Raw genomic sequence first — 19,256 nt, forward strand, 5'->3', positions numbered from 1 at the left:
AAAAAGCAATGTCAATTGGACTAGAATATATCGATACCGTTTTTCAAACGATACAAAATAGTAGCTTCTCGCAATATACCATTGCCGGGATGAAGACACTTGCCGTCCTGTTTTTTCTGGTCAATATTCTCAAAAAGTATAACGAAGGTGTTGCCGATAAGGATGGTTATACTTGGGGATTAAGCCCGGGGGAACTAGCAAAGAACTTCGCCGTGGTTCTTCTAGTTATATTTTCAACCCAAGTGCTTGGGTTCTTTGATGGTATTCTAGTTTCGATAGAGTCTCAATATCGTGGAACTGCACCTGCTTTATTGCCTTTACAGATGCAAGACATCCCCATAGAAGAAGATATAAATCTTATGGATGCAGCAAAAAATGCTATGACACTGTTGTATGAGGCTTTAGTCACACCCCTATATGGATTCAAAATATTTGCATTTATCATCAGTCTTATTCTATGGATATTGGACTTGTTCATCTATCCCTTATTCCTAGCAGAGCGCTACTTTCTATTGGGTATAATGCAAGCGTTTTTTCCACTCGTCATTAGTTTGGCGGTTTTTGAGAAATTCCGCTCGCTTGCCTATACATTTTTCAAATTGTACGCAGCCGTTTATATGTTGGTGCCTGCGTTCTTTTTAGTCAACGTTTTTGTAAATGCACTCTATACTGAAATCAATACGAACTTCTGGACAAATCTATTTGGGACAGATGTTGGCCAAGGCTTTTTTGCACCTGTGGTACAACTCGGGTCGGTAATTTTTATTGTTTTTCTAAAATTCAAACTATACAGACGTGCCACAACTTTTACCCTCAGATTATTTACTGCCTAAGGCAGATAAAAAAATAAAAATATGAAAACACCATACAAGAACATATACAAGGTCTTAAAATTGAATAGGTTTATCATCTTGGCAGTTGTCATTTTTGCGATGCTATCGAGCACCTTTTCCTTATGGATGGCGTTTAAAACTAAAAAGGACGCACTCAATAGTGCTTTTGCCATCAATACAGACGGAAGTATCATTCCTCTCAAGCTTGTTACCCAAAAAGAAAATTTCAGGGTAGAGGCTTTAGCCCATTTAGACCTGTTCCACAACTATTTCTATAATATCGATGCCAGTAATTACGAGCGTAATCTGGAAAAGGCACTTTGGTTAGGCAATAGCTCTGTGGACAATCTCTATCGACAGAAAAAAGCGGATGGTGTCTATAACCGATTGCTGCAATACTCGCTTGTTCAAAAAGTGTTGAGTATTGATTCCCAAGTCGAAGAACAAAATGGTACATACCGCTTTAGAACGGTAACCATATTCAAAATCAATAGAGGTTCTATAATAGATACCTACGAATTGGTTTCTAGTGGAAACTTAATTCCAGTTGATAGAAACTTTCCAAACAACCCTCACGGCTTGTTGATTACCAACTATTTTGAGAACACCTTAAAAAAACTGAGCGATGAAAATTAAGCCGATAATTGCCACTTAAAAAACCAAGATTATGAAAGTAGAAAAAAACAAAATTGTCTTTGCAGCTGTATTGGCCGTGATTTTCTTATTTCTTATTTCCTATTCTGTAATGATTATGGGTGATGATGAAAATGAAACTGAAAATCTTGAACAGACCTTGGTTCCGGACTTGGAAGAAAATCAAAAAGAATATGATTCCAAGCTCGATGCCATTAACGATTTAAAAGAAGTCCGCGAAACCAATGCACCAAGCATCTACGATGAAAAATTGATTGATTCCTTGGGCTTTTATGACCCAGATTTACCAGAACGCGAAAAAAAACGTATTGTGGATAGTATTTATGAAGCAGGTAAGATTCAATATTCAGAAAAGAAGTATCGAAACTTAGGGCGAAAGAAAGTTGCTCAAAAGAACGTACAACAAATCGATTCAGCCGAAATAATAAGAGAACAAAAAATTCAAGCTAAAGTATTAGGGCTTGAACATCAGTTATTTTTTGCCGCTTCGCCTAAACCCAATGATGCTTTGATTATAGGCAATACCGATGAAACCATCTATGTAGTTGTGGATGGCGAACAGCTCGTACAGGCAAACAGTAGATTACGAATGCGCCTAACAAAAGCAGCTACTATCAATGGTAAATTGATACCAAAGAATACCCCTGTCTTTGGGTTTATCAGTTTTCAACCTAATCGTGCCTTGATTGAGATTGAAAATATAAATCACCATCCCACAAGACTCAAAGCATTTGATTTGCAAGACGGAAGTGAAGGCATTTATGTCGAGAATAACTTTAGGGCTGAAGCAACGAGAGAGGTACTCGATGATGTCATCGGTGATATCAATATCCCAAGTGTTCCGCAAGTGGGCGGAATTACCCAAGTGTTCCGACGCTCTAATCGAAGAGTTAAAGTAACCGTGCTTAATAATTACAGATTAATACTAAAGGCCGACAATCGGCAATAATTAAAAGATACTATTATGAAAACTTACCTTATCGCCATAATGGTTTTTTGTATAAACCATATGATAGCTCAACAGCCACTTGACACCATTTACGCTAACGACACCAAAAATGTAGCCTTGTTTTTTCCAGAACCTATCAGACAAGGCATAACTGGTTCAGATAATTTTGTTTTTACTTACAATCGTGAGAAAGAACAATATTTTGGACTACTTCAGGCAAAGCCTGGTAAGGAAAGTAATCTATTGGTAATCAATAGAAATGGTTCAATTTTTTCGTATATTGTAAGGTATAAAAAACAGCTGTCAAAGCTCAATTATTTCATTCCGCTATCTAACAGTATCGGGAATGAAAAGCCTACTGTAACAGATTCGACTAAGGTTGTAACTTCTGAAAAACGTATAGATAACAGCACTTATTATTATCAAAAATTCTGCTCATATCTTCTTAACAGAAACCAGCGTATTGGTCGAATCAAGAAGCGAAATGAAGGCATTACATTAAGTGTTGAGAATATTGTTTTTGATAAAGAAGAGCTCTACTTCGTTATCCAGGTTGAAAACAATTCTACGTTGGATTACGATTTAAATTTTCTAAATCTTTTTGTCGAGACTCGACAGAAAGGTAAAAAGAAATCTTTGCAACGTTTGTATCAAAAACCTATTTACAAGTACCAATTGCCATCAAAAGTTGTAGAAGGTAAAAAGGTGCGATTGGTTTATGTAATATCAAAATTTTCATTATCCAGTGAACGTAGGGTAATTTTAGAATTGAACGAGAAAGACGGCGAACGAAATATTGAACTGAAAGTATCACATAGATTTATCAATAACCCAAATTAATAGTATTATGAAAAATTTAGTCATTTGCTCACTTGTGCTTCTCTTTATATCCTGTACTGGAAGTAGTAATATGTCACCTTCTGAAACTGCTAAAGTTGTCGCCGAAAGCTTTTATCACGGTGATAAAGTAACGCTTAAAAAACACACTACTGCAGAAGGCTTTACCAATCTTTCCAGTATTCAAGAACTATTTGTTCAGGATAAAAATTCAGAATCTAACTTTAAGATTGTTGATGAAGCTATGGAAGGTGAAGTTGCTTGGATAAAATATTCCACAGTCTATGACCCTAAGCCTGGCGTTTTTAAATTGGTTAAAAAAGATGGGCAATGGAAAGTAACACACAATGGACCGAGGGATAAAGGGCCTTTTTAAAAGTTTAATTTCTTAAAATTTACCGAACTAACTTTCAGTGTACAAAAGATACTGAATAGCCACATTTATGCCTTAATTGTAAAGAAATCAATCGGACTAAAAAGTAAAAAATATTAAGTATAGATAGAAAAGTCAGCAATTAATCTATTTTACAACTATACTTACACCACCTATTACACCACCTATTACACTACCTTTTTGACGATTAATTGAATATAAACTCTGGACGAAAACAATCTAGTGTTCTGATTTTAAGAAATCGTATAGAATTACTATATCACTAATCTTCTCTATCTACAAATTTGATGTGGTCTTTAGATGTTAGTACGTTTGGAAACATTGGGATTAAATCTTGATTTTTAGACAGTCTCATTTCAATATCATCCCTATTCCACCAAAAAGTCCAAATTCCTTTAGACTGCAACGATTCAAGTTTTTCGGTTAATGGTGCAGATATTTGTGTATTAACCGCTAAGAAAAACCCTTGTGAATCGTGAGTCTCTACGGTATCTCTAATATCCATAACTTTTCCTTTTCCAATTGTAGATTTTCCCGATTTGCATTGACCTACAACTTTAATCAACTTTTTTGGCGGTGTGATATCTGACATATATTCATTTATTACATTCCACTCAATAATTAAATCTCTACCCTTATCCCCTTGATTAACAGGTGCAGGTCTTCTTACACTTTTCACGCTTGGCTCACGCTCCAATAGTGCTTTAACTAATAATTCGAATTGCTCCGGACAGACCTTTTCTTTCCATTTAAACTGTGATATTGGAAATAATAGTTCTGATTCTCTATTATGACGCTGTCTAATAAGCTCTTTTTCTTTTTTATATTCTTCAAATCCACATATTCTACCTAATGCAATAATATAATCTTCCATTACAGTAACAACCATATTTTCCATAGGAATAACCGGGTATCCTTTTAGTTTTCCATCTTTATTGATAATATTGAAATATTCGTCCAGCTCAAATCTTGTGTCATCGTGAACAAAGTTTTTTATGTTATCGCTTAGCACAAATGTACCATTCTGTCCTTTCAACTGTTCAGTTTTATCTGCACACAAGTCTAATGTTGCACTGAGAAATTTTGCGAGACTACTTGATTTTATCATCGTCACTTCAACTTCTATGTCATAGAAATACACCCATTCAGGTCGTTCTCGGTCTCCATAATTGTTACGGCTGGATATACTATGTAAATCTGAGAATAAAGCTTCTACGTCTTCAAGGGAATACTTGTAATTTGAATTATCAATATTTTCAGCTTTTAAACATTTATCACAAGGACAACCTGAAAAATACCATAAGCTTTCTCGCCAAAATGCAACCATTTCTATAATTTCCGTGATAACTTCAATAAGTTGTTTAGCAGTCGATATTCCGTGTAAAATTGGGACTTGAACTGGCACCAAATACCTTCCCCAAATCTCATCAGGCACAACAGGGTGCGCAATGTCAAATTGCTCGCAAGAAATCCCTGTTTTATAAAACCTTAAAAAGGATGTAAACATTAGACTTAAAATAACGTGCGCATCGGATCTGTCACCTGTGTAAAAGACATCGTACGTTCTTTGAAGGAAGTAAAATGATAAATTCTGGTTTTCATCTAATTGAAGAAAAAGTGTTATTCCAGAGGATTGGTCAGTAAATATCTTGAAATAATTATCTTCAGCGATTTCAATTGTTAAGCGATATTTTTCACATAATTCTTCAACAATTTCTTTTAGTTTATGTATTTCTTCAGTGTCTTCTATTTTCATTTATAGCATTGATGTATATGTATTAGTTAAAAATATTTTACTGTACATAAATATAACATTATCCTATCAGAGTAATAATTGTGATTTAAGACAACGATTTTTAGCTACTTAAATATCGATTTCACATCGCTATATATTTTCTCAAAATTAGCTTCTAAATCTGATTTGGAAAACTGCTTCGATACGTTTGGTAGTTCTCGTTGAATTTGAGCTAATTTAAATTGAATTTTCTTGTCCTTACCATCGGCATAGGTAATAAACTCACCCTGTTTCAATCTGAAGAATACATCCGCCCTTATTTTTGGGATTTCCTTTTCGCCTGTCGTTACGCGCGTGTCAAAATCGAGATTATACCCACGACTAATACTTTTCGTTGGATTTTTAATAATTTCAAAAAAGCGTTCATAATATTTTGCAGTATCTGGGTCGTTGACCTTACCGAAAAACTGATAGGACAAATTGCTTAAAATTGCTTTGCTTGCCTTGTCTCCATACATCATATCATTTTGAATTTTGTCTTGCATCACATAGATGGTAGCAATGTCATAGCTTCTTAACGTTGCAGGAATACGGTGCATATTTAGCAACCTTATGGTTGGTGCTTCTTCCATCAATAAAAATGAAGGTCGCGAATTGCGTATGCTCATTTGTTTGGTAATAGTGTGAATTATGGTCGCAATTACAGGTGAATAAGACGTCTCATATTTAGGGTTATTGACTACCGAAATGATGGCAGGGTTTTTCTCATTATTAATATCCAATGGCACTTCATCAGCGGATAATGTCATAAAAATGCGTTGTGTGCTAATTCGTTTCAGCGCATTGGCCAGGGTGCTTTTGACACCAGCAGTCTGTCTATCCGAATCTTTTCCACTAATAAAGGCATCAGCCATTGCTCGCGATGTCGTGTTGGTTTCCAAAAACTGAATAAGGCTATCCGTATCCAATAACTGATAAATAGCTATTAAATGTGGTAGTGTGCAGTATTTGGGGTAATCCGTCTTAAGTTTCCAAATTAAACCACCTATCAAACCTTCAGCGGCATCGTTAAAAAATTTTGTTGTACCAGTTGTTCCAGATTCTCGCTGTTCCAAAAGATTTTCAATCAACACCCTCGACACCTCATTTACGCTTTCCTCGTTCTCTAAATAATGAGGTGCAATAGGATTTACCCTATGGATAATTTTATCGAAGGAAAAGACCTTAAACGGAATATCACTATCCTTAAACAATGGATATGCCATTTCGGTCAGCTCAAAGTCTTTGTAGTCGTGAATAATTCCGCAAAAACCCTCTTTCTGGAAATGTTTTAGAAATCCATAAACCACACTTTCAGTTTTTCCGCTTCCGGCGGATCCGATGACGGATGCGCCACGTTTAATATTATCTAGTTTGAAGTTTCCTTTATTCGTAGAAAAACTGACTTGGTGTTTTGTATTTCCATTATGTGTGTCTTCAGTTTTATGCAGAAAAACATACAATCCTATGTTAATTAGCATTAGAGGACACAACAAATACAATACTATCGAAACCAATCCATTTGCTTCAGAAAGATAGAATACGAGAAATGAAAGCAGTACGATATTCAAAATAAACGCATACTTGTTTACTCGAAATAGCACATATAAAACAGTACTGGCCAAACCAATAATTGAAAGTATTGTTATAAGATTGTCTATTTGCATATCCACTATATTCCTATTGAACTTGATTTTATGGCCACTTCAGCGCCACGTCTTAACCGTTTGAAAACTCGAAGCGCAATTTGTGCTTGACTAACTGGAATACTAGGAACAATTGGCAGACCCGTTTTCGTCATCATTTTGAAAGCCAATGCTTTTTCGTTGGCGGGTAATTTCATCAAGGCAGCAAAGTAGAGCTGGGGATTTTTCACAAAATCCTTTCGTGCTTTGTAGGTCTCGGCAAAGTTGCGTTTATAGCCAAATGTTTTGTCAAATGTTTTTTCTGCTTTTTCGAAGAATTTATCCCTGTCAAAACCACGCTTTACATTCTTACCGTGCATTTCAACTTCTGAAGCTTTGTGCTTACTGCCTGGGGAAAGGCTAACCGAGTTAGAAGCGTCTTTTCTGCTCACGATAATATGGATATGACTTTGGTTTCCGTCTTTTTGCATTCCCTGGACTATCCGTTTTCCATTTTGCTGATGTGGTACCTGGCGTTCCAATCTGGCAATTTCCTTCTTTATTTTTTTGATATTCCCTTCAGCTCGTCCTTCCTGAATATTTCGAATTTCCGTTTTGAGTTGCAATATTTTTGTAGCAAAAGGTTGGTTTTCTCTTATCTGTTTGTCCGTTCCCTTAAAGATGCGCTGGTGTTCAATTTTGGCGAAGTATTTTATATCATCAATGGTGATAGCTCGTCCATTAATTTCCCGATAGAAGCTAGCAACATAATCTTTCATAAGCTCACGAGTGTAGGTTTTTAAATCTTGGCTGTTGTTCTGAAGTTTTCGCAATTCATATTTTGAAGGACTGACAGTAATCGAATAAAACTTGGGTTCTTTCTTTTTCAACTTTGCGGTGTTTCCATCAATTTCTTTTACGACTTCTTCAGCGGAAATCTCATCGCCATATTGATTGAAAAAATGTTCTATATCCTGTTGTTCCAAACCTTCATTTTCCTTCTCTAAATACCCGACAAAATCGGCCGAACTTTGTGAATAATTGTTACCCAGTTTTTGAGGGGTTATTGTAATATACATAGCTTACAAAATTAGAGTTGATTACTTGGATTTTGTTTTTCACGAAAGCGCACTTCCTTCTTTTCTTCAGCATATTTCTTTTCGACAATCAGCGGTTTTTTTGTTGGTTCTTCCGTTTCAAACAGCGATTGAATCATAGCCACCGTAGGTTTGGTTTGTGTCTTTTCTACGTCTCGCATTATGGCAATGACCGCATTGATTCTTTTGAGTAATTTAGCTTCAATAGTACGACCAGTTGGTCCTAATTTTTCCTTTGGGGAAATTTCATTGTAGAAGAAAAAATCGAGCATCGTGGACATTGCCTCGGTGTGCGATTTGAAGTAAGTACGTGAGAAAGTTTGGAATCGTTTTGCGGTTTCCTTTTTAAATCTAATTCCAGTAAATGAGTCCATATTTCGCCGATTTGTCGCAAAATCTTCCCTAAAAATGGGCGTTCTCAGCCCGTTTGTCGCAAATCGTTGATTGTCAAGAAATTGTAATAAATTTAATTAGCTGATTATCAGTTAATTAAAAACGAAAAGGAATCCGAAACATCGCGAAGCGTGTTACCCTCTTGCTATTCCCTTTCGTCCCGCGAGCGGGACAAAAATCCATACAATCCGGCTAAAAAGCCGATTGCCATTTTTCAGGAAAATGATTTTCCAGTATGTTTAATTTCGATGTGTAAGGGTATCGGCGAAAGTCAAAAATTGGATAACCTTACTTTAATTTGTATGCTGAATTTCAGCAAGGTAAAGATACATTTTTTTTATTGAACCTGATTTGAATTGTATAAAAAAACACCTCTAAAAATGCAGAGGTGTTGGGTTTTAAAATCGACTCAATTATATATTGAATACAAATTTATAGGTATATAGATTACGCATTGCTTCTTGCTCAATCATAGTTTCAAAACATCCATAATTTTCCTTTACGTATTTGCGAATACTATCCCCAAATTGTCGTTCCACATCTTTTTTAGAAATTTCTAAAAGTCGGTTCTGAGCCTCTTCGCTCAAGTCTGTAAAATTGAGATGTACCATAGCTCTTTTTTATAAAATACCGTTATCAGAAAAACTATAGTAATTGCCATCTGGTGCAATTATTAAATGGTCAAGAATGGTAATATCAAACAATCTTGATGCATTTTTAATCTTGTTTGTAAGCGTTTTATCCGCTTCACTCGGCATTAATTTGCCACTAGGATGATTGTGTGTTAAAATAATGGCTACAGATAAAGATTTTAAAATGACCGCAAACAAAATCCGTAGGTCTATTAAGGTACCTGTAATTCCACCTTGCGACAATTGATATACGCCTTTTACCTTATTACTGTTATTCAACAAAACAACCTTAAAAGTTTCCTGTATGCCAATAGTATCTTTATCCCAATCTTCAAAAAGCAGTTCAGCGGCATCTTGTGAATTACCTATTTTCTGCCAATTAGAAGATTTTAAACCTCCTTTGTAACTAATCTTTATTTCGTTAACTTGTGCTTTCATTGTTTTAAGTATTAATTTTTAATAATGAAAAGAGGGCGCATCTTTAGACGGTTACGCCCTCTTTAATTCTAGGTTTACTTATCGCCTTTACTACCAAGTAAAAGGATTTCATCGGCTATGACTTCCGTAACATAGCGTTGTTCATTATCATCAGTTGTGTAACTTCGGGTTTTTAGTTTTCCCGATATTCCAACTTCTTTTCCTTTAGAAACATATTTTTCTACTATTTCAGCAGTTTTGCCCCAGGCAACGATTGTATGCCAATTGGTATCAGTTTGCTTCTCGCCTTTGCTGTCTTTGTAATACTCATTTGTGGCTAGTGAAAAACGGGCTACTTTCTTACCGCTTTCAAGGTTTGTAATGGTTGGTTCCTGTCCAACGTTTCCAATTAACTGTACGTGATTTTTAATAGTACTCATAATAAAAAATTTAAGTGATTTATATTTCCCCTATTGATTTAAAACAGATTAAATTTTAAGGGGTGTTTGTTCTTTTCTTTCGTGCACCGCACAATGGATAGAGTGGGTTTTGTCAAGACTTTTAGGGAATAAATCAGGTGTGTTTGCGACGTAGCAAAATCCTTGGATTTTCAAGGAAGTAGATACCTTATTTTTCACTAAAACTTGTGTAGTCTTGACAAGTTCCATAAGGGCATTAGCAATTCTTTTAAACGCAGTTGCGTTTGAGCGTACCGGCAGTTAAGCGAAATAAGTAGCTGTGGTTAAGTTAGAATTGGTTATGCCGTGCCTGTTTTTCGACGACCCGAAAAACAACACAGGCTTTATCCATTATAAACCCCTTAAAATGTGTAAGGCATCCGTTCGGTTTTTAAGAATTTTCGAGGAAGCACCCAAGAAGGGCTTACCGTAAATTCTGTTAAGAAAACCGAAATGATGGCTTTCCGATGAGAAGCGGACTCTATTCACAATTTTGGCTCAGGAATGTAGTGTTCCTTCCCAGAACATCGGGAAGGGTTAACGAAATGGATAGCTGAAATTGGGGATTGTGTCCAAGATATTTGTAGCGAAGCTCTTTTTCCGGAATGAAGAGCAACGGAATGTAGGGGAATGTGCTGAGTGGGTAACAACACTAAATCCTGCATTTCCAGTTGCATTCATTGGTATGGATTTCTAATCTTAATTTTTATCTTCTTTTTTTGGTATCAGTTCTTCTATATCTGATAGTTCGTTTACGATTCCCTGTTCCCTTAATGAGTTTTCAATATTAATTTGAACCACATTGGCGTTGGCTTTCCAAACAACCTCGGTAATAAAAGCGATGGAAAGCTGCACTTTTAAATCGGTAGCAAAATCAATATTCGAATTTTTCCATTTGTCTCTGTGTTTAGAATTAGCATCTTGTGTTAAATCGATTAAAGAGCCGTAGATTTTTCTATCTTCATCTAATATCCCAAGTTGGTGTTCTTTTTGTTCATCAACATCAAGGTCATTATGTTTTAGAATAGGCAAATCAGCTTTTGGTAAAACGAACAGTACATTTTTGAGTCCAGTAGATGGAATCCTAATAATATTATTTTCAATTTTATTAAAGTTATCTATCCCGTAGATATTTAGATTCATTGCCACCATAACATCTCTATCCGCATCAAAACCCAATTTTTCTACCCCCTTTATTAAATCCTCTTTACGTAGAAGATAGCGTTTTTTCTTAGTAGATAAAAATGCGTTGGGAATGTAATAATTAATGTTTTGATACACTATCTGCTGCGATAGAATAGTGTCTGCATTAAGATGTGGAATGTCTCCAGTGGTAAATGCAGATTTTTGAAATAAGTTCATTATACCATTTACACCGAAGGAAATAGTAGGTTGCCCATCAAAATTCTCAGCAGAATTTTGGATACAATCAAATCTTGCCAGTGCTTTGACAATAGCATCTTTAGAATTTACAAGAAAACCCCATTCTTTATCATAGTCAATATCTGCATTTAATCTGGCTTCTTCAATAGCTTTTTCAATGGATGTTTCGAGAACATCAATAAATTCTGATGATTTCGCCTTTAGCTTTTTCATCTCTTTCTTCTTCATATTAAATTGTATTTAAGAGATTTTTATCTTTCATTACTTTTTTCAAACAGAACCTGAAATAATTTATGGATTCTTGCCAGCGTAATAACTCTAACACTTCGGCTTGAGGTAATGTAGGTTGTCTTGTGAAGTTATCGTAGGTATTGTGTTCTGGCAGTTTAAACTGTCTTAAAAAAAGCAATGTCAAATACTGACAGATGTAGAATGTAACACGCCTTCTGTTCCCTAAATTATCCAATCCTGGGAAAGGGTATGATAAATCAATAGGATAATAACCTCTCCCAAACTCGTCTTTAAAGCTACTGAACCACGTAAAAATCTCGGTCATATTATTAGGCAGCAGAACATATTTTGGTGGCTGGTGTTGTGTATATGTAAACAGCGTTTTAAGGGCTTCATAGTTTTTCTGATATATCAATAAGCCTCCTAATGCCAAGTGAAACTCAAAAAAACGTTTTCTTTCGTTGTCTCTTTTATCTATTAACGACTGGTTATCATATTTTTTAGTCTCAAAATTGTAATCTGTGCCATAGACTCGTTGCAATCCAAAATTAAAATATTGATGTGCCGTACCCCAATAGTTACCTACAAATTTGGGATTGTTTGATATGAGTACAACATTGCGCCAAAGTTCTTTATAGGTGTCATTTGAGATGGGTGTTTCAAAAATACCTTGTCCCATTAACCATACGCCACTTACAACAAAATATTCGAGACTTTGCAAGTCTTCATTTCTACCCTTGGCAACTTCTCTTATAATTTCCCTAATACCATAATGAAACTCGTGATTAAACTCAACTTTAAAGTTTTCAAATCCATCTGGTTTTTCTTCCTCTCTTGGTCTAATGAAGTTAGCACGGTAATTATTGAATTCTTCCGTGTAGAAATTAACTAATGTTTCTTCTAAACCTTTATCTTGTGTCCTAATGGCAAATATTGCAAGTTCATTGATAATCTTAAAATGGTATTTATCATCTTGATCTTTTTTTAGCTTTCGGTATTCGGAAATTATATAGGTAAGCAAACGTGTGGACTTGCCATTGTACAGCGAAACCTTATCTAACCAAATAATAAAAATAACAACCAATAATACTGTTAAGAATAGCGTTAGAAGTTTTGCTGAGTTTTGCATCATCCAACTATCCTTCCAAAAAAAAGGTTCACGGTCTAATATTAAGAATATAAAAGAGCCGATTGTAAAGAACAAAACCCATTCAAATACTGTTATTCTTCTTGACCTTCCGGGAAATATCCCAAAAAGTTTTGTCTGCGGAAATTCATTTTCAAAAGCATTAGCCAGATAGTTTGATGAAAACTTGTGGCCTATATTGGATATTTTATCCACGATAATAGGATATGCTATACCCAAAATTGCGATGTCGATAGCGACACAGATTTCTATAATATACTTTAATTCCATTCACATTAATTTACAATAGTTCTACCACCTTGTACCAATAATAAAATATAGATTTATCGGGTTGGCGTTTTAATCTGTTCAAAAAGGCCCAATCCAGATTTTTAATAACCAATTCCTTTGTATCCTGATTCTCATAATATTCTATTTCAACATCCTCTTTTTGTAGAATAATAGCATTCAAATAGGCTACTTTGGCCGAAGCTGCCAATGCTTCTTCAATCCTAAAATGTCCTGTCATTAAAAATGCGCTACCAAAGCTTCGTATGCCAGAGCTTAAATCTGCAAATTTCTTTTTCTTTTCAGCGGTTGGGTTACGTTCTCGTCTTGCCATAATAGCACAGGTATTTATGGAATCCCATAGCACATCCTTTTCATTGAGTTTCCTTTTACTAAAATCCTTGTCCGTACTTCGATAGGATAGTTCTGCTTTCGCGAAAGCTGAAAAACTTTTCTTTACCATTGCTACATCAGTAATATTTTCAAAAAGTTTTCCCAAGTCGAACAATTGCTTGCAGATTTCCATTGCAAATAACTGGTCGCCTTTGTAGAATGGTATGCCTATGGTATCTGGTGCAAAAGCTGTTAGCTTATCGCCACAAATAGCGTTTACCGAAGGCGTAGTAATTGTTGTAGCAGTTCCATCAATGGAAAGCCAAGGTGTTTCAATGGGCGATTCTATAAGTTCTGGATAGTGCGGACTGTCAAAAAGGATATCCAATAGAATGGTTCCAGGAACGTTTGGATTATATACCGACTCGAACTCAAAGGTGTAATGTGCCTTTGGAACACCTTCCTTATAGCTTCTATGCTCATTAAGCACGTGCTTTTTGAAATGTGAATTGGCTACAACTGCATCCAAAATTTCTTCTAATTTATCACGCTCAACGCTCGAAATAATATCGATATCAATAGAAAATCGGTTCCCTTCTTTTAGCAAAAGCACAAGTGATGTTCCCCCTTTGAAAACAAAATCGAGTCCTGAAACTTTTAAATGTTCGAGTAATGATAGTGCGTGAACCATTTTTTCCAGAATGGTTACATCGATTCCCTTATGTTCCTTTTTTGCACGGAAGCCATTCAGCCATTCCTTTTCAAAACTTTTGTTGTTAATCATAATGAATATCTTCTAAAAAATTTGGAATGTTGTTGCCTATAAACTGCTTTATTTCCTGTTCTTTTTTGCGTCGCTTGGCATAGCTGAACAACTTTGTAAAATTGATGCTATATCTATCAATTATTTTCTCGTAGATGTTTACCATTTCAGAACCTTGGTAAAAATGTAGCAGATTTTCATCTGCAAACAGGTCCACCATAATCTTTTCAAGAGTTGCAATGGGCACTACCGTTTTTTTATTTTTTATTTTTTGAATGGGTGCCCTTGTCACCAAACGTTTAATGATAACTGGCACGTTACTTTCTGAAATATAGAATTGAATTTCCTTTTCATCTGGATTTAGGAAAAAATCCATTCTTAGATTATCATTTAGGTAGTAATAGAGTGAGTCTACAAATTCTTTTTCTACTTCAACAACAATCATTTGATTTGACGTCTGGTGCTGAGAAAACTCATTGAGCCATTGGGTTTCCCAAATGGCATATTTTATGTCTTCAAAACGCTCATTGGTTTTACGGGCTATCTTGAACACACTATCTGATAGAAGAGGTTTATATTTAGGTTTATAGGAAATAACATAAAGTCCACGACCAATGGTTTTGATGATATCTTTTTTCTTTAGGTCATAGATTCGCCAACTAAAGGTGCTTTCCTTTAGGTCCGGTTCAAAATCCAGATAGAAGTTATATAGCGCATCCCTATCAAAAGAACTACGGTCTTTGAAAGCTTGTATCAGTTTATTTTCAATAATCTTTGGCATAGTTAAAAATCAAAACTTTGCCAAAAATACAAAAAAGTGGCGAATATTTGAAAACAAATTTTTGCCACTATATAGATTAAGTGGTAATAATTGGAAATTAAACCTATCTAAATTCAGACAAACTTAGAATATGATAATAGCAAATACATATATTACTGTTTTGGGTTCAATATGGAAAGGAATTGCAACGATTTCAATTTTATCTCTTCAATCACAACACTATTCTTTTCAGTCTCAAGTAATGCCCAATATTTGGATTCGTTCCAAACAAATTCTCTTGTTAGACCAGAACCGCGTTGATTTATAAATCCCCAGAACCAAAGGTCGTCCCAAACTTCCATTTCTTCAGAAGAATAATTATGCTGTAGCAGTTTATTAATTTTATGGAAATTCCATTTAATTGTTGGGTCAATACGATGGAAAATTGCTTCAATTACAGCATCGACAGGTAAGAAGATTTTTTCTTCTTTGTCAATGATTTTCGGCGCATCGTCCCATATTGAATTTTGAAATCCATACTTACCATTATGTAAATGATAAATGGTTTTGGTAAATAAGGCAGATGTTTTGTTGCCCCATCCTTTTTGTCTCAACATACCATAGTAAATAGATTCATAATTATAGGCACCATTTTCTTTATCTGTTAGAAAATCGATGAATGTCTTAAAACTATGAAGCTGTAATTTATTCGAATATACTTTCTGAAAAAAAGGTGCAAGTAAGTCAATTTTAGGTTGGCTTTGTGTATTCGCTACGTGATGAAGAATTGAATACAATTTATCTTCGAGTGAATCGAACGGCGCTAAAAACCGGTTATAAGAATTTGACTGAACCCTTTTATTATAATATCTGTTCTCATTCAAGAAATGCAATAAAGAAGATAATTTGGAATTCATTGTTGTATTCAAAATCAACTATTTTTCAAGGGTTACCGTTCCCTTAGCATTAACCCAATAATGTTGTATACCTATCTTATTGAGCTCTGGAATAATACTGGCTATTGCTTTTCTTATTTGTTCGTCTTCGGGATGCGCAATGGCAATTTTTGCATTTGGGAACGCAACTTTGGTTTCCAAGCATTTAATAATTGCTTTACCAAAATGAGTTTTAATCTGTCCAGAGTTGAAATAATCTCGTCGCTTTGTTGGCGAATCCTTATGTGCTTTTGCACCTTTTACCTCAATTAATAATTTTTTGTCATTCTTAACAGCTACAATATCATATCCTCTCGTTTGGCCCAAGCAATAACTCTCTATCTCATAGCCTTGTTGAACCAAATGAGGCATCAGTAATTCAATGGTTTTATTTTCCGTTAGTTTTTCCATTTAAGCTAAAATTTCTCACAATATAACTGAATTAAAAAACAAATAGACTTTGTGAAAAATAAGACGGGTTTCAAGCGAACTTAATTCACGATTTTGGCACGGGAATATAGCCCTTCGATTACACTCAAGATAAATGTTCCTTCCCAGAGCCATCGGGAAGGGTTAACGGAATGAGAAGCTGAAATTGGGAATTGTGTTCAAGATTTGTGTGGTGAAGCTCATTTCACGAAATGAAGTGGTCGTCTACTTTTTTCAGCAGGCGAGCGTGGAATGTAGGGGAATGTGCTGAGTGGGTTTTAAACAGTTTACAAGAATGGATATTCAAATTATAGATTAAAAATTAAATACTAAGGATAGGGTTTTTCCCGTTATGTTTGTTTTATATATGATAACCAAATCTTAATGAATTATGAGAATTACGAAATTCTATTTTATGCTTTTAACCATTGTCGCTACCACGGTCTTTGTAGGCTGTAGTGACGATGATGATAGTGACACGATGGCTCAGGTGAGTGTCGACGGAACTGTATTGTTTGATGATGGTGACGATTTTAATGGTGATGTGGACGGTGACTTCACAGGTAACGGTGGAAGCGCCACAAGGACGTTCCTCTGGATGAACAATTTGACCACAGCGGACTATAATTCGGATATAACCGCCTCAGCCGAAGGCACTTTTAATATGCTGGTTTTGGATGCTGACGGAAATACTGTATTGAACAGGTCTCTTGATGGTGCTTCAGAACCGGATTCCTTTTCTGGGGTGACTGATGCAGGTGCGTCTGGCATATGGTCGGTTACAATCAGCCTCAGCTCTTTTAATGGTGACGGAAGCTTCTCGTTGAGCGAGGGCAACTAACAAAATTGGAATGTCCAGCAGCCTCTATAGAATTTTGTAGGGGCTTTTCTAAGAATGAAGCGGCAATATGCTGAGTGGTTTACGTACACTAAATGTTTTTGTTTAATTGCTGTCCCGTAAATAATTATATCATTTTTAATCCCATTTCATCTTCTGCAATCGAACAGCATTGAGAATAGCAAGGAAAGCAACGCCCACATCAGCAAAAACAGCTTCCCACATTGTCGCTAATCCACCTGCCCCGAGAATGAGTACAATAACCTTTACACCAAAGGCAAGTCCAATATTTTGCCAGACAATTCGTCGCGTTGAACGACCAATTTTAATCGCTCGTGCAATCTTGCTCGGTTGGTCTGTCTGGATGATAACATCGGCTGTTTCGATGGCGACATCGCTTCCTAAACCACCCATCGCAATACCTACACCACTTGCTGCCAAAACGGGTGCATCGTTAATACCATCGCCAATAAATGCTACTTTGGTTTCGGGTTGTTTTTTGAGCTCTTCAACTTCATTGAGTTTATCTTCAGGCAACAATCCACCTTTCGCCCAATCAATATTTAACTCTTTTGCAACTTGCTGTGTAATAGAGTCCTTGTCGCCTGATAGCATTATAATTTTTGAAATTCCGGAATCTCGAATTTGTTTAATGGCCTGGTGCGCATCATCCTTTAGTTCATCTGCAATGGTTACATAACCTGCAAAATTTCCATCAATGGATACCATTACGATGGATTCTACAATACCATCTGTTTCCGAGGGGACTTCTATGCCATTTGAGGTCATCAAAGCTTTATTACCTACCAATACCGTTTTACCATTGACCGTTCCTTTTAAACCTTTTCCTGCAACTTCTGAAACATCGGTCGCCTCGTAATCCGAACCGTCTGCTTTGTATTCGAGAATCGCTTTTGCAATAGGATGGGTAGATTGCTCTTCCATTGCCATCAGGTATTTCATAAATTCGGCTTCCTCAAATGTGATGGAATTGATTTCTTTGATTTTAAAAACCCCTTTGGTAACGGTTCCTGTTTTGTCCATTACGACCGTGTTTACTTGGGTCATTGCATCTAAAAAGGATGCACCTTTAAAAAGAATACCATTGCGCGATGCCGCACCCAAACCGCCAAAATAGCCGAGAGGAATAGAGATGACCAACGCACAAGGACACGAAATCACGAGGAATATCAATGCTCGATAGAGCCAATCCCTAAACACATAATCATCTACAAAAAAGTAAGGTAGAAACGTCAGTCCGATGGCAAGGAATACAACGATAGGCGTATAAATCCTTGCAAATTTTCTAATGAACAGTTCGGTCTTTGATTTTTTGGCGGTTGCATTCTGCACCATATCCAGAATTCGTGCAATGGAACTATCCTTGAATTCCTTGGTCGTCTCGATTTCGATTACGCCATCAAGATTAATGCTTCCGGCAAAAACAGTATTGCCTTTAGCAATCGTATCAGGTTTGCTTTCGCCTGTCAAGGCAGCAGTATTAAAAGAACCCTTTTCAGAAAGCAGAATACCATCAAGCGGAACTTTTTCGCCTACACGTACCTGTATCTTTTCGCCAATTTCAACAGTCTCGGGATTTACTGAAACAAAGTCGCCATCACGATAAACCAAAGCTTCATTGGGTCTTACATCGAGTAAGGCTTTTATATTTCCTTTCGCACGGTTAACGGCCGCATTTTGGAAGAGTTCGCCCACAGCATAAAACAGCATTACGGCAACACCTTCGGGATATTCGCCAATGGCAAATGCACCTAAAGTGGCTATGGACATTAAGAAGAATTCCGTAAAAAAATCACCATTTTTAATACTTTTCCAGCCTTCTCTTATCACCGGAAAACCTACAGGGATATAGGCTACCGTGTACCATACTACGCGAATCCATCCTTTGAAGAAAGGAAACGCATCAAAGTAATCAATAGCGATTCCGGCTATCAACATCACAAAGCTGAAAATAGCCGGTAGATAGGTTCTAAAATTTGAAATTTCTTCAGGGCTGCTATGGTTATGGCCATCGTCGTGACTGTGCTCGCCTTGTTGTTTTTTTGGTTCTAAGTCACGTAAGTTTATTTTTTTCTTTTTCATATGT

At 36.0% G+C, this 19,256-nt stretch carries 20 protein-coding genes; 6 read left to right on the forward strand and 14 right to left on the reverse strand.

Annotation, left to right across the window (positions count from 1 at the left end; all coding sequences use genetic code 11):
• The first annotated feature begins 8 nt into the window (after nt 1-8).
• Genes QGM60_RS04495 through QGM60_RS04515 form a run of 5 tightly spaced genes read left to right on the forward strand, consistent with a single transcriptional unit; the run spans nt 9 to nt 3,649 of the window.
• Nucleotides 9-833 carry a hypothetical protein gene (locus QGM60_RS04495; protein ID WP_281139038.1) on the forward strand — a complete coding sequence of 275 codons (825 nt, stop codon included), beginning with the start codon at nt 9-11 and terminating at the stop codon, nt 831-833.
• A gap of 21 nt (nt 834-854) precedes the next feature.
• Nucleotides 855-1,469 carry a conjugal transfer protein TraK gene (locus tag QGM60_RS04500; protein ID WP_281139039.1) on the forward strand — a complete coding sequence of 205 codons (615 nt, stop codon included), beginning with the start codon at nt 855-857 and terminating at the stop codon, nt 1,467-1,469.
• A 31-nt stretch (nt 1,470-1,500) separates the two neighbouring features.
• Nucleotides 1,501-2,436, forward strand: coding sequence for a conjugative transposon protein TraM (gene traM, locus QGM60_RS04505; protein WP_281139040.1), 936 nt, complete (start codon nt 1,501-1,503; stop codon nt 2,434-2,436).
• 39 nt (nt 2,437-2,475) lie between these two features.
• Nucleotides 2,476-3,276, forward strand: coding sequence for a DUF4138 domain-containing protein (locus QGM60_RS04510; protein WP_281139334.1), 801 nt, complete (start codon nt 2,476-2,478; stop codon nt 3,274-3,276).
• Between the two features lie 7 nt (nt 3,277-3,283).
• The gene (locus QGM60_RS04515) at nt 3,284-3,649 is read left to right on the forward strand and encodes a hypothetical protein (protein WP_281139041.1); all 366 of its coding nucleotides are present in this window, start codon (nt 3,284-3,286) and stop codon (nt 3,647-3,649) included.
• A gap of 280 nt (nt 3,650-3,929) precedes the next feature.
• Here QGM60_RS04515 and QGM60_RS04520 read toward each other — a convergent pair whose 3' ends face one another.
• The 13 genes from QGM60_RS04520 to QGM60_RS04580 all read right to left on the reverse strand — a co-directional run bounded on the left by QGM60_RS04520 (nt 3,930) and on the right by QGM60_RS04580 (nt 16,293).
• Entirely contained in the window at nt 3,930-5,423 is a 1,494-nt protein-coding gene (locus QGM60_RS04520; RefSeq protein WP_281139042.1) for a restriction endonuclease, read from the reverse strand.
• A 104-nt stretch (nt 5,424-5,527) separates the two neighbouring features.
• The gene (locus tag QGM60_RS04525) at nt 5,528-7,108 is read right to left on the reverse strand and encodes a type IV secretion system DNA-binding domain-containing protein (RefSeq protein WP_281139043.1); all 1,581 of its coding nucleotides are present in this window, start codon (nt 7,106-7,108) and stop codon (nt 5,528-5,530) included.
• Nucleotides 7,109-7,113: 5 nt separating this feature from the next.
• A complete protein-coding gene (gene mobB / locus QGM60_RS04530; protein ID WP_281139044.1) occupies nt 7,114-8,145 on the reverse strand; it encodes a MobB family relaxase in 1,032 nt (343 codons plus the stop codon).
• Between the two features lie 11 nt (nt 8,146-8,156).
• The gene (locus QGM60_RS04535; RefSeq protein WP_246906060.1) at nt 8,157-8,537 is read right to left on the reverse strand and encodes a BfmA/BtgA family mobilization protein; all 381 of its coding nucleotides are present in this window, start codon (nt 8,535-8,537) and stop codon (nt 8,157-8,159) included.
• Nucleotides 8,538-8,969: 432 nt separating this feature from the next.
• Entirely contained in the window at nt 8,970-9,167 is a 198-nt protein-coding gene (locus tag QGM60_RS04540; RefSeq protein WP_281139045.1) for a hypothetical protein, read from the reverse strand.
• A 9-nt stretch (nt 9,168-9,176) separates the two neighbouring features.
• Entirely contained in the window at nt 9,177-9,626 is a 450-nt protein-coding gene (locus QGM60_RS04545) for a JAB domain-containing protein (RefSeq protein WP_281139046.1), read from the reverse strand.
• A gap of 74 nt (nt 9,627-9,700) precedes the next feature.
• Entirely contained in the window at nt 9,701-10,045 is a 345-nt protein-coding gene (gene ssb, locus QGM60_RS04550) for a single-stranded DNA-binding protein (RefSeq protein ID WP_281139047.1), read from the reverse strand.
• A 717-nt stretch (nt 10,046-10,762) separates the two neighbouring features.
• Nucleotides 10,763-11,674: a hypothetical protein gene (locus tag QGM60_RS04555; protein WP_281139048.1), complete on the reverse strand. Its 912-nt coding sequence runs from the start codon at nt 11,672-11,674 to the stop codon at nt 10,763-10,765.
• 1 nt (nt 11,675) lies between these two features.
• Nucleotides 11,676-13,094, reverse strand: a complete 1,419-nt coding sequence (locus QGM60_RS04560) for a hypothetical protein (protein ID WP_281139049.1) — start codon at nt 13,092-13,094, stop codon at nt 11,676-11,678.
• Between the two features lie 10 nt (nt 13,095-13,104).
• Nucleotides 13,105-14,208 carry a nucleotidyl transferase AbiEii/AbiGii toxin family protein gene (locus tag QGM60_RS04565; protein WP_281139050.1) on the reverse strand — a complete coding sequence of 368 codons (1,104 nt, stop codon included), beginning with the start codon at nt 14,206-14,208 and terminating at the stop codon, nt 13,105-13,107.
• On the reverse strand, nt 14,201-14,968 hold the full coding sequence (locus QGM60_RS04570; RefSeq protein WP_281139051.1) for a DUF6577 family protein: 768 nt from the start codon (nt 14,966-14,968) through the stop codon (nt 14,201-14,203). Before QGM60_RS04570 ends, QGM60_RS04565 begins: the two co-directional genes overlap by 8 nt.
• A 152-nt stretch (nt 14,969-15,120) precedes the next feature.
• A complete protein-coding gene (locus QGM60_RS04575; RefSeq protein WP_281139052.1) occupies nt 15,121-15,864 on the reverse strand; it encodes a hypothetical protein in 744 nt (247 codons plus the stop codon).
• An 18-nt stretch (nt 15,865-15,882) separates the two neighbouring features.
• Nucleotides 15,883-16,293, reverse strand: coding sequence for a DUF3883 domain-containing protein (locus QGM60_RS04580; protein WP_114492872.1), 411 nt, complete (start codon nt 16,291-16,293; stop codon nt 15,883-15,885).
• A gap of 409 nt (nt 16,294-16,702) precedes the next feature.
• Between QGM60_RS04580 and QGM60_RS04585 the strand changes: the two genes are divergently transcribed.
• Entirely contained in the window at nt 16,703-17,152 is a 450-nt protein-coding gene (locus QGM60_RS04585) for a hypothetical protein (RefSeq protein ID WP_009778869.1), read from the forward strand.
• A gap of 135 nt (nt 17,153-17,287) precedes the next feature.
• Here the strand turns inward: QGM60_RS04585 and QGM60_RS04590 are convergent, their stop codons facing one another.
• Nucleotides 17,288-19,252, reverse strand: a complete 1,965-nt coding sequence (locus QGM60_RS04590) for a heavy metal translocating P-type ATPase (protein ID WP_281139053.1) — start codon at nt 19,250-19,252, stop codon at nt 17,288-17,290.
• Nucleotides 19,253-19,256 lie beyond the last annotated feature (4 nt).

The organism is Winogradskyella sp. SYSU M77433 (assembly GCF_029911945.1).
Taxonomy (GTDB): domain Bacteria; phylum Bacteroidota; class Bacteroidia; order Flavobacteriales; family Flavobacteriaceae; genus Winogradskyella.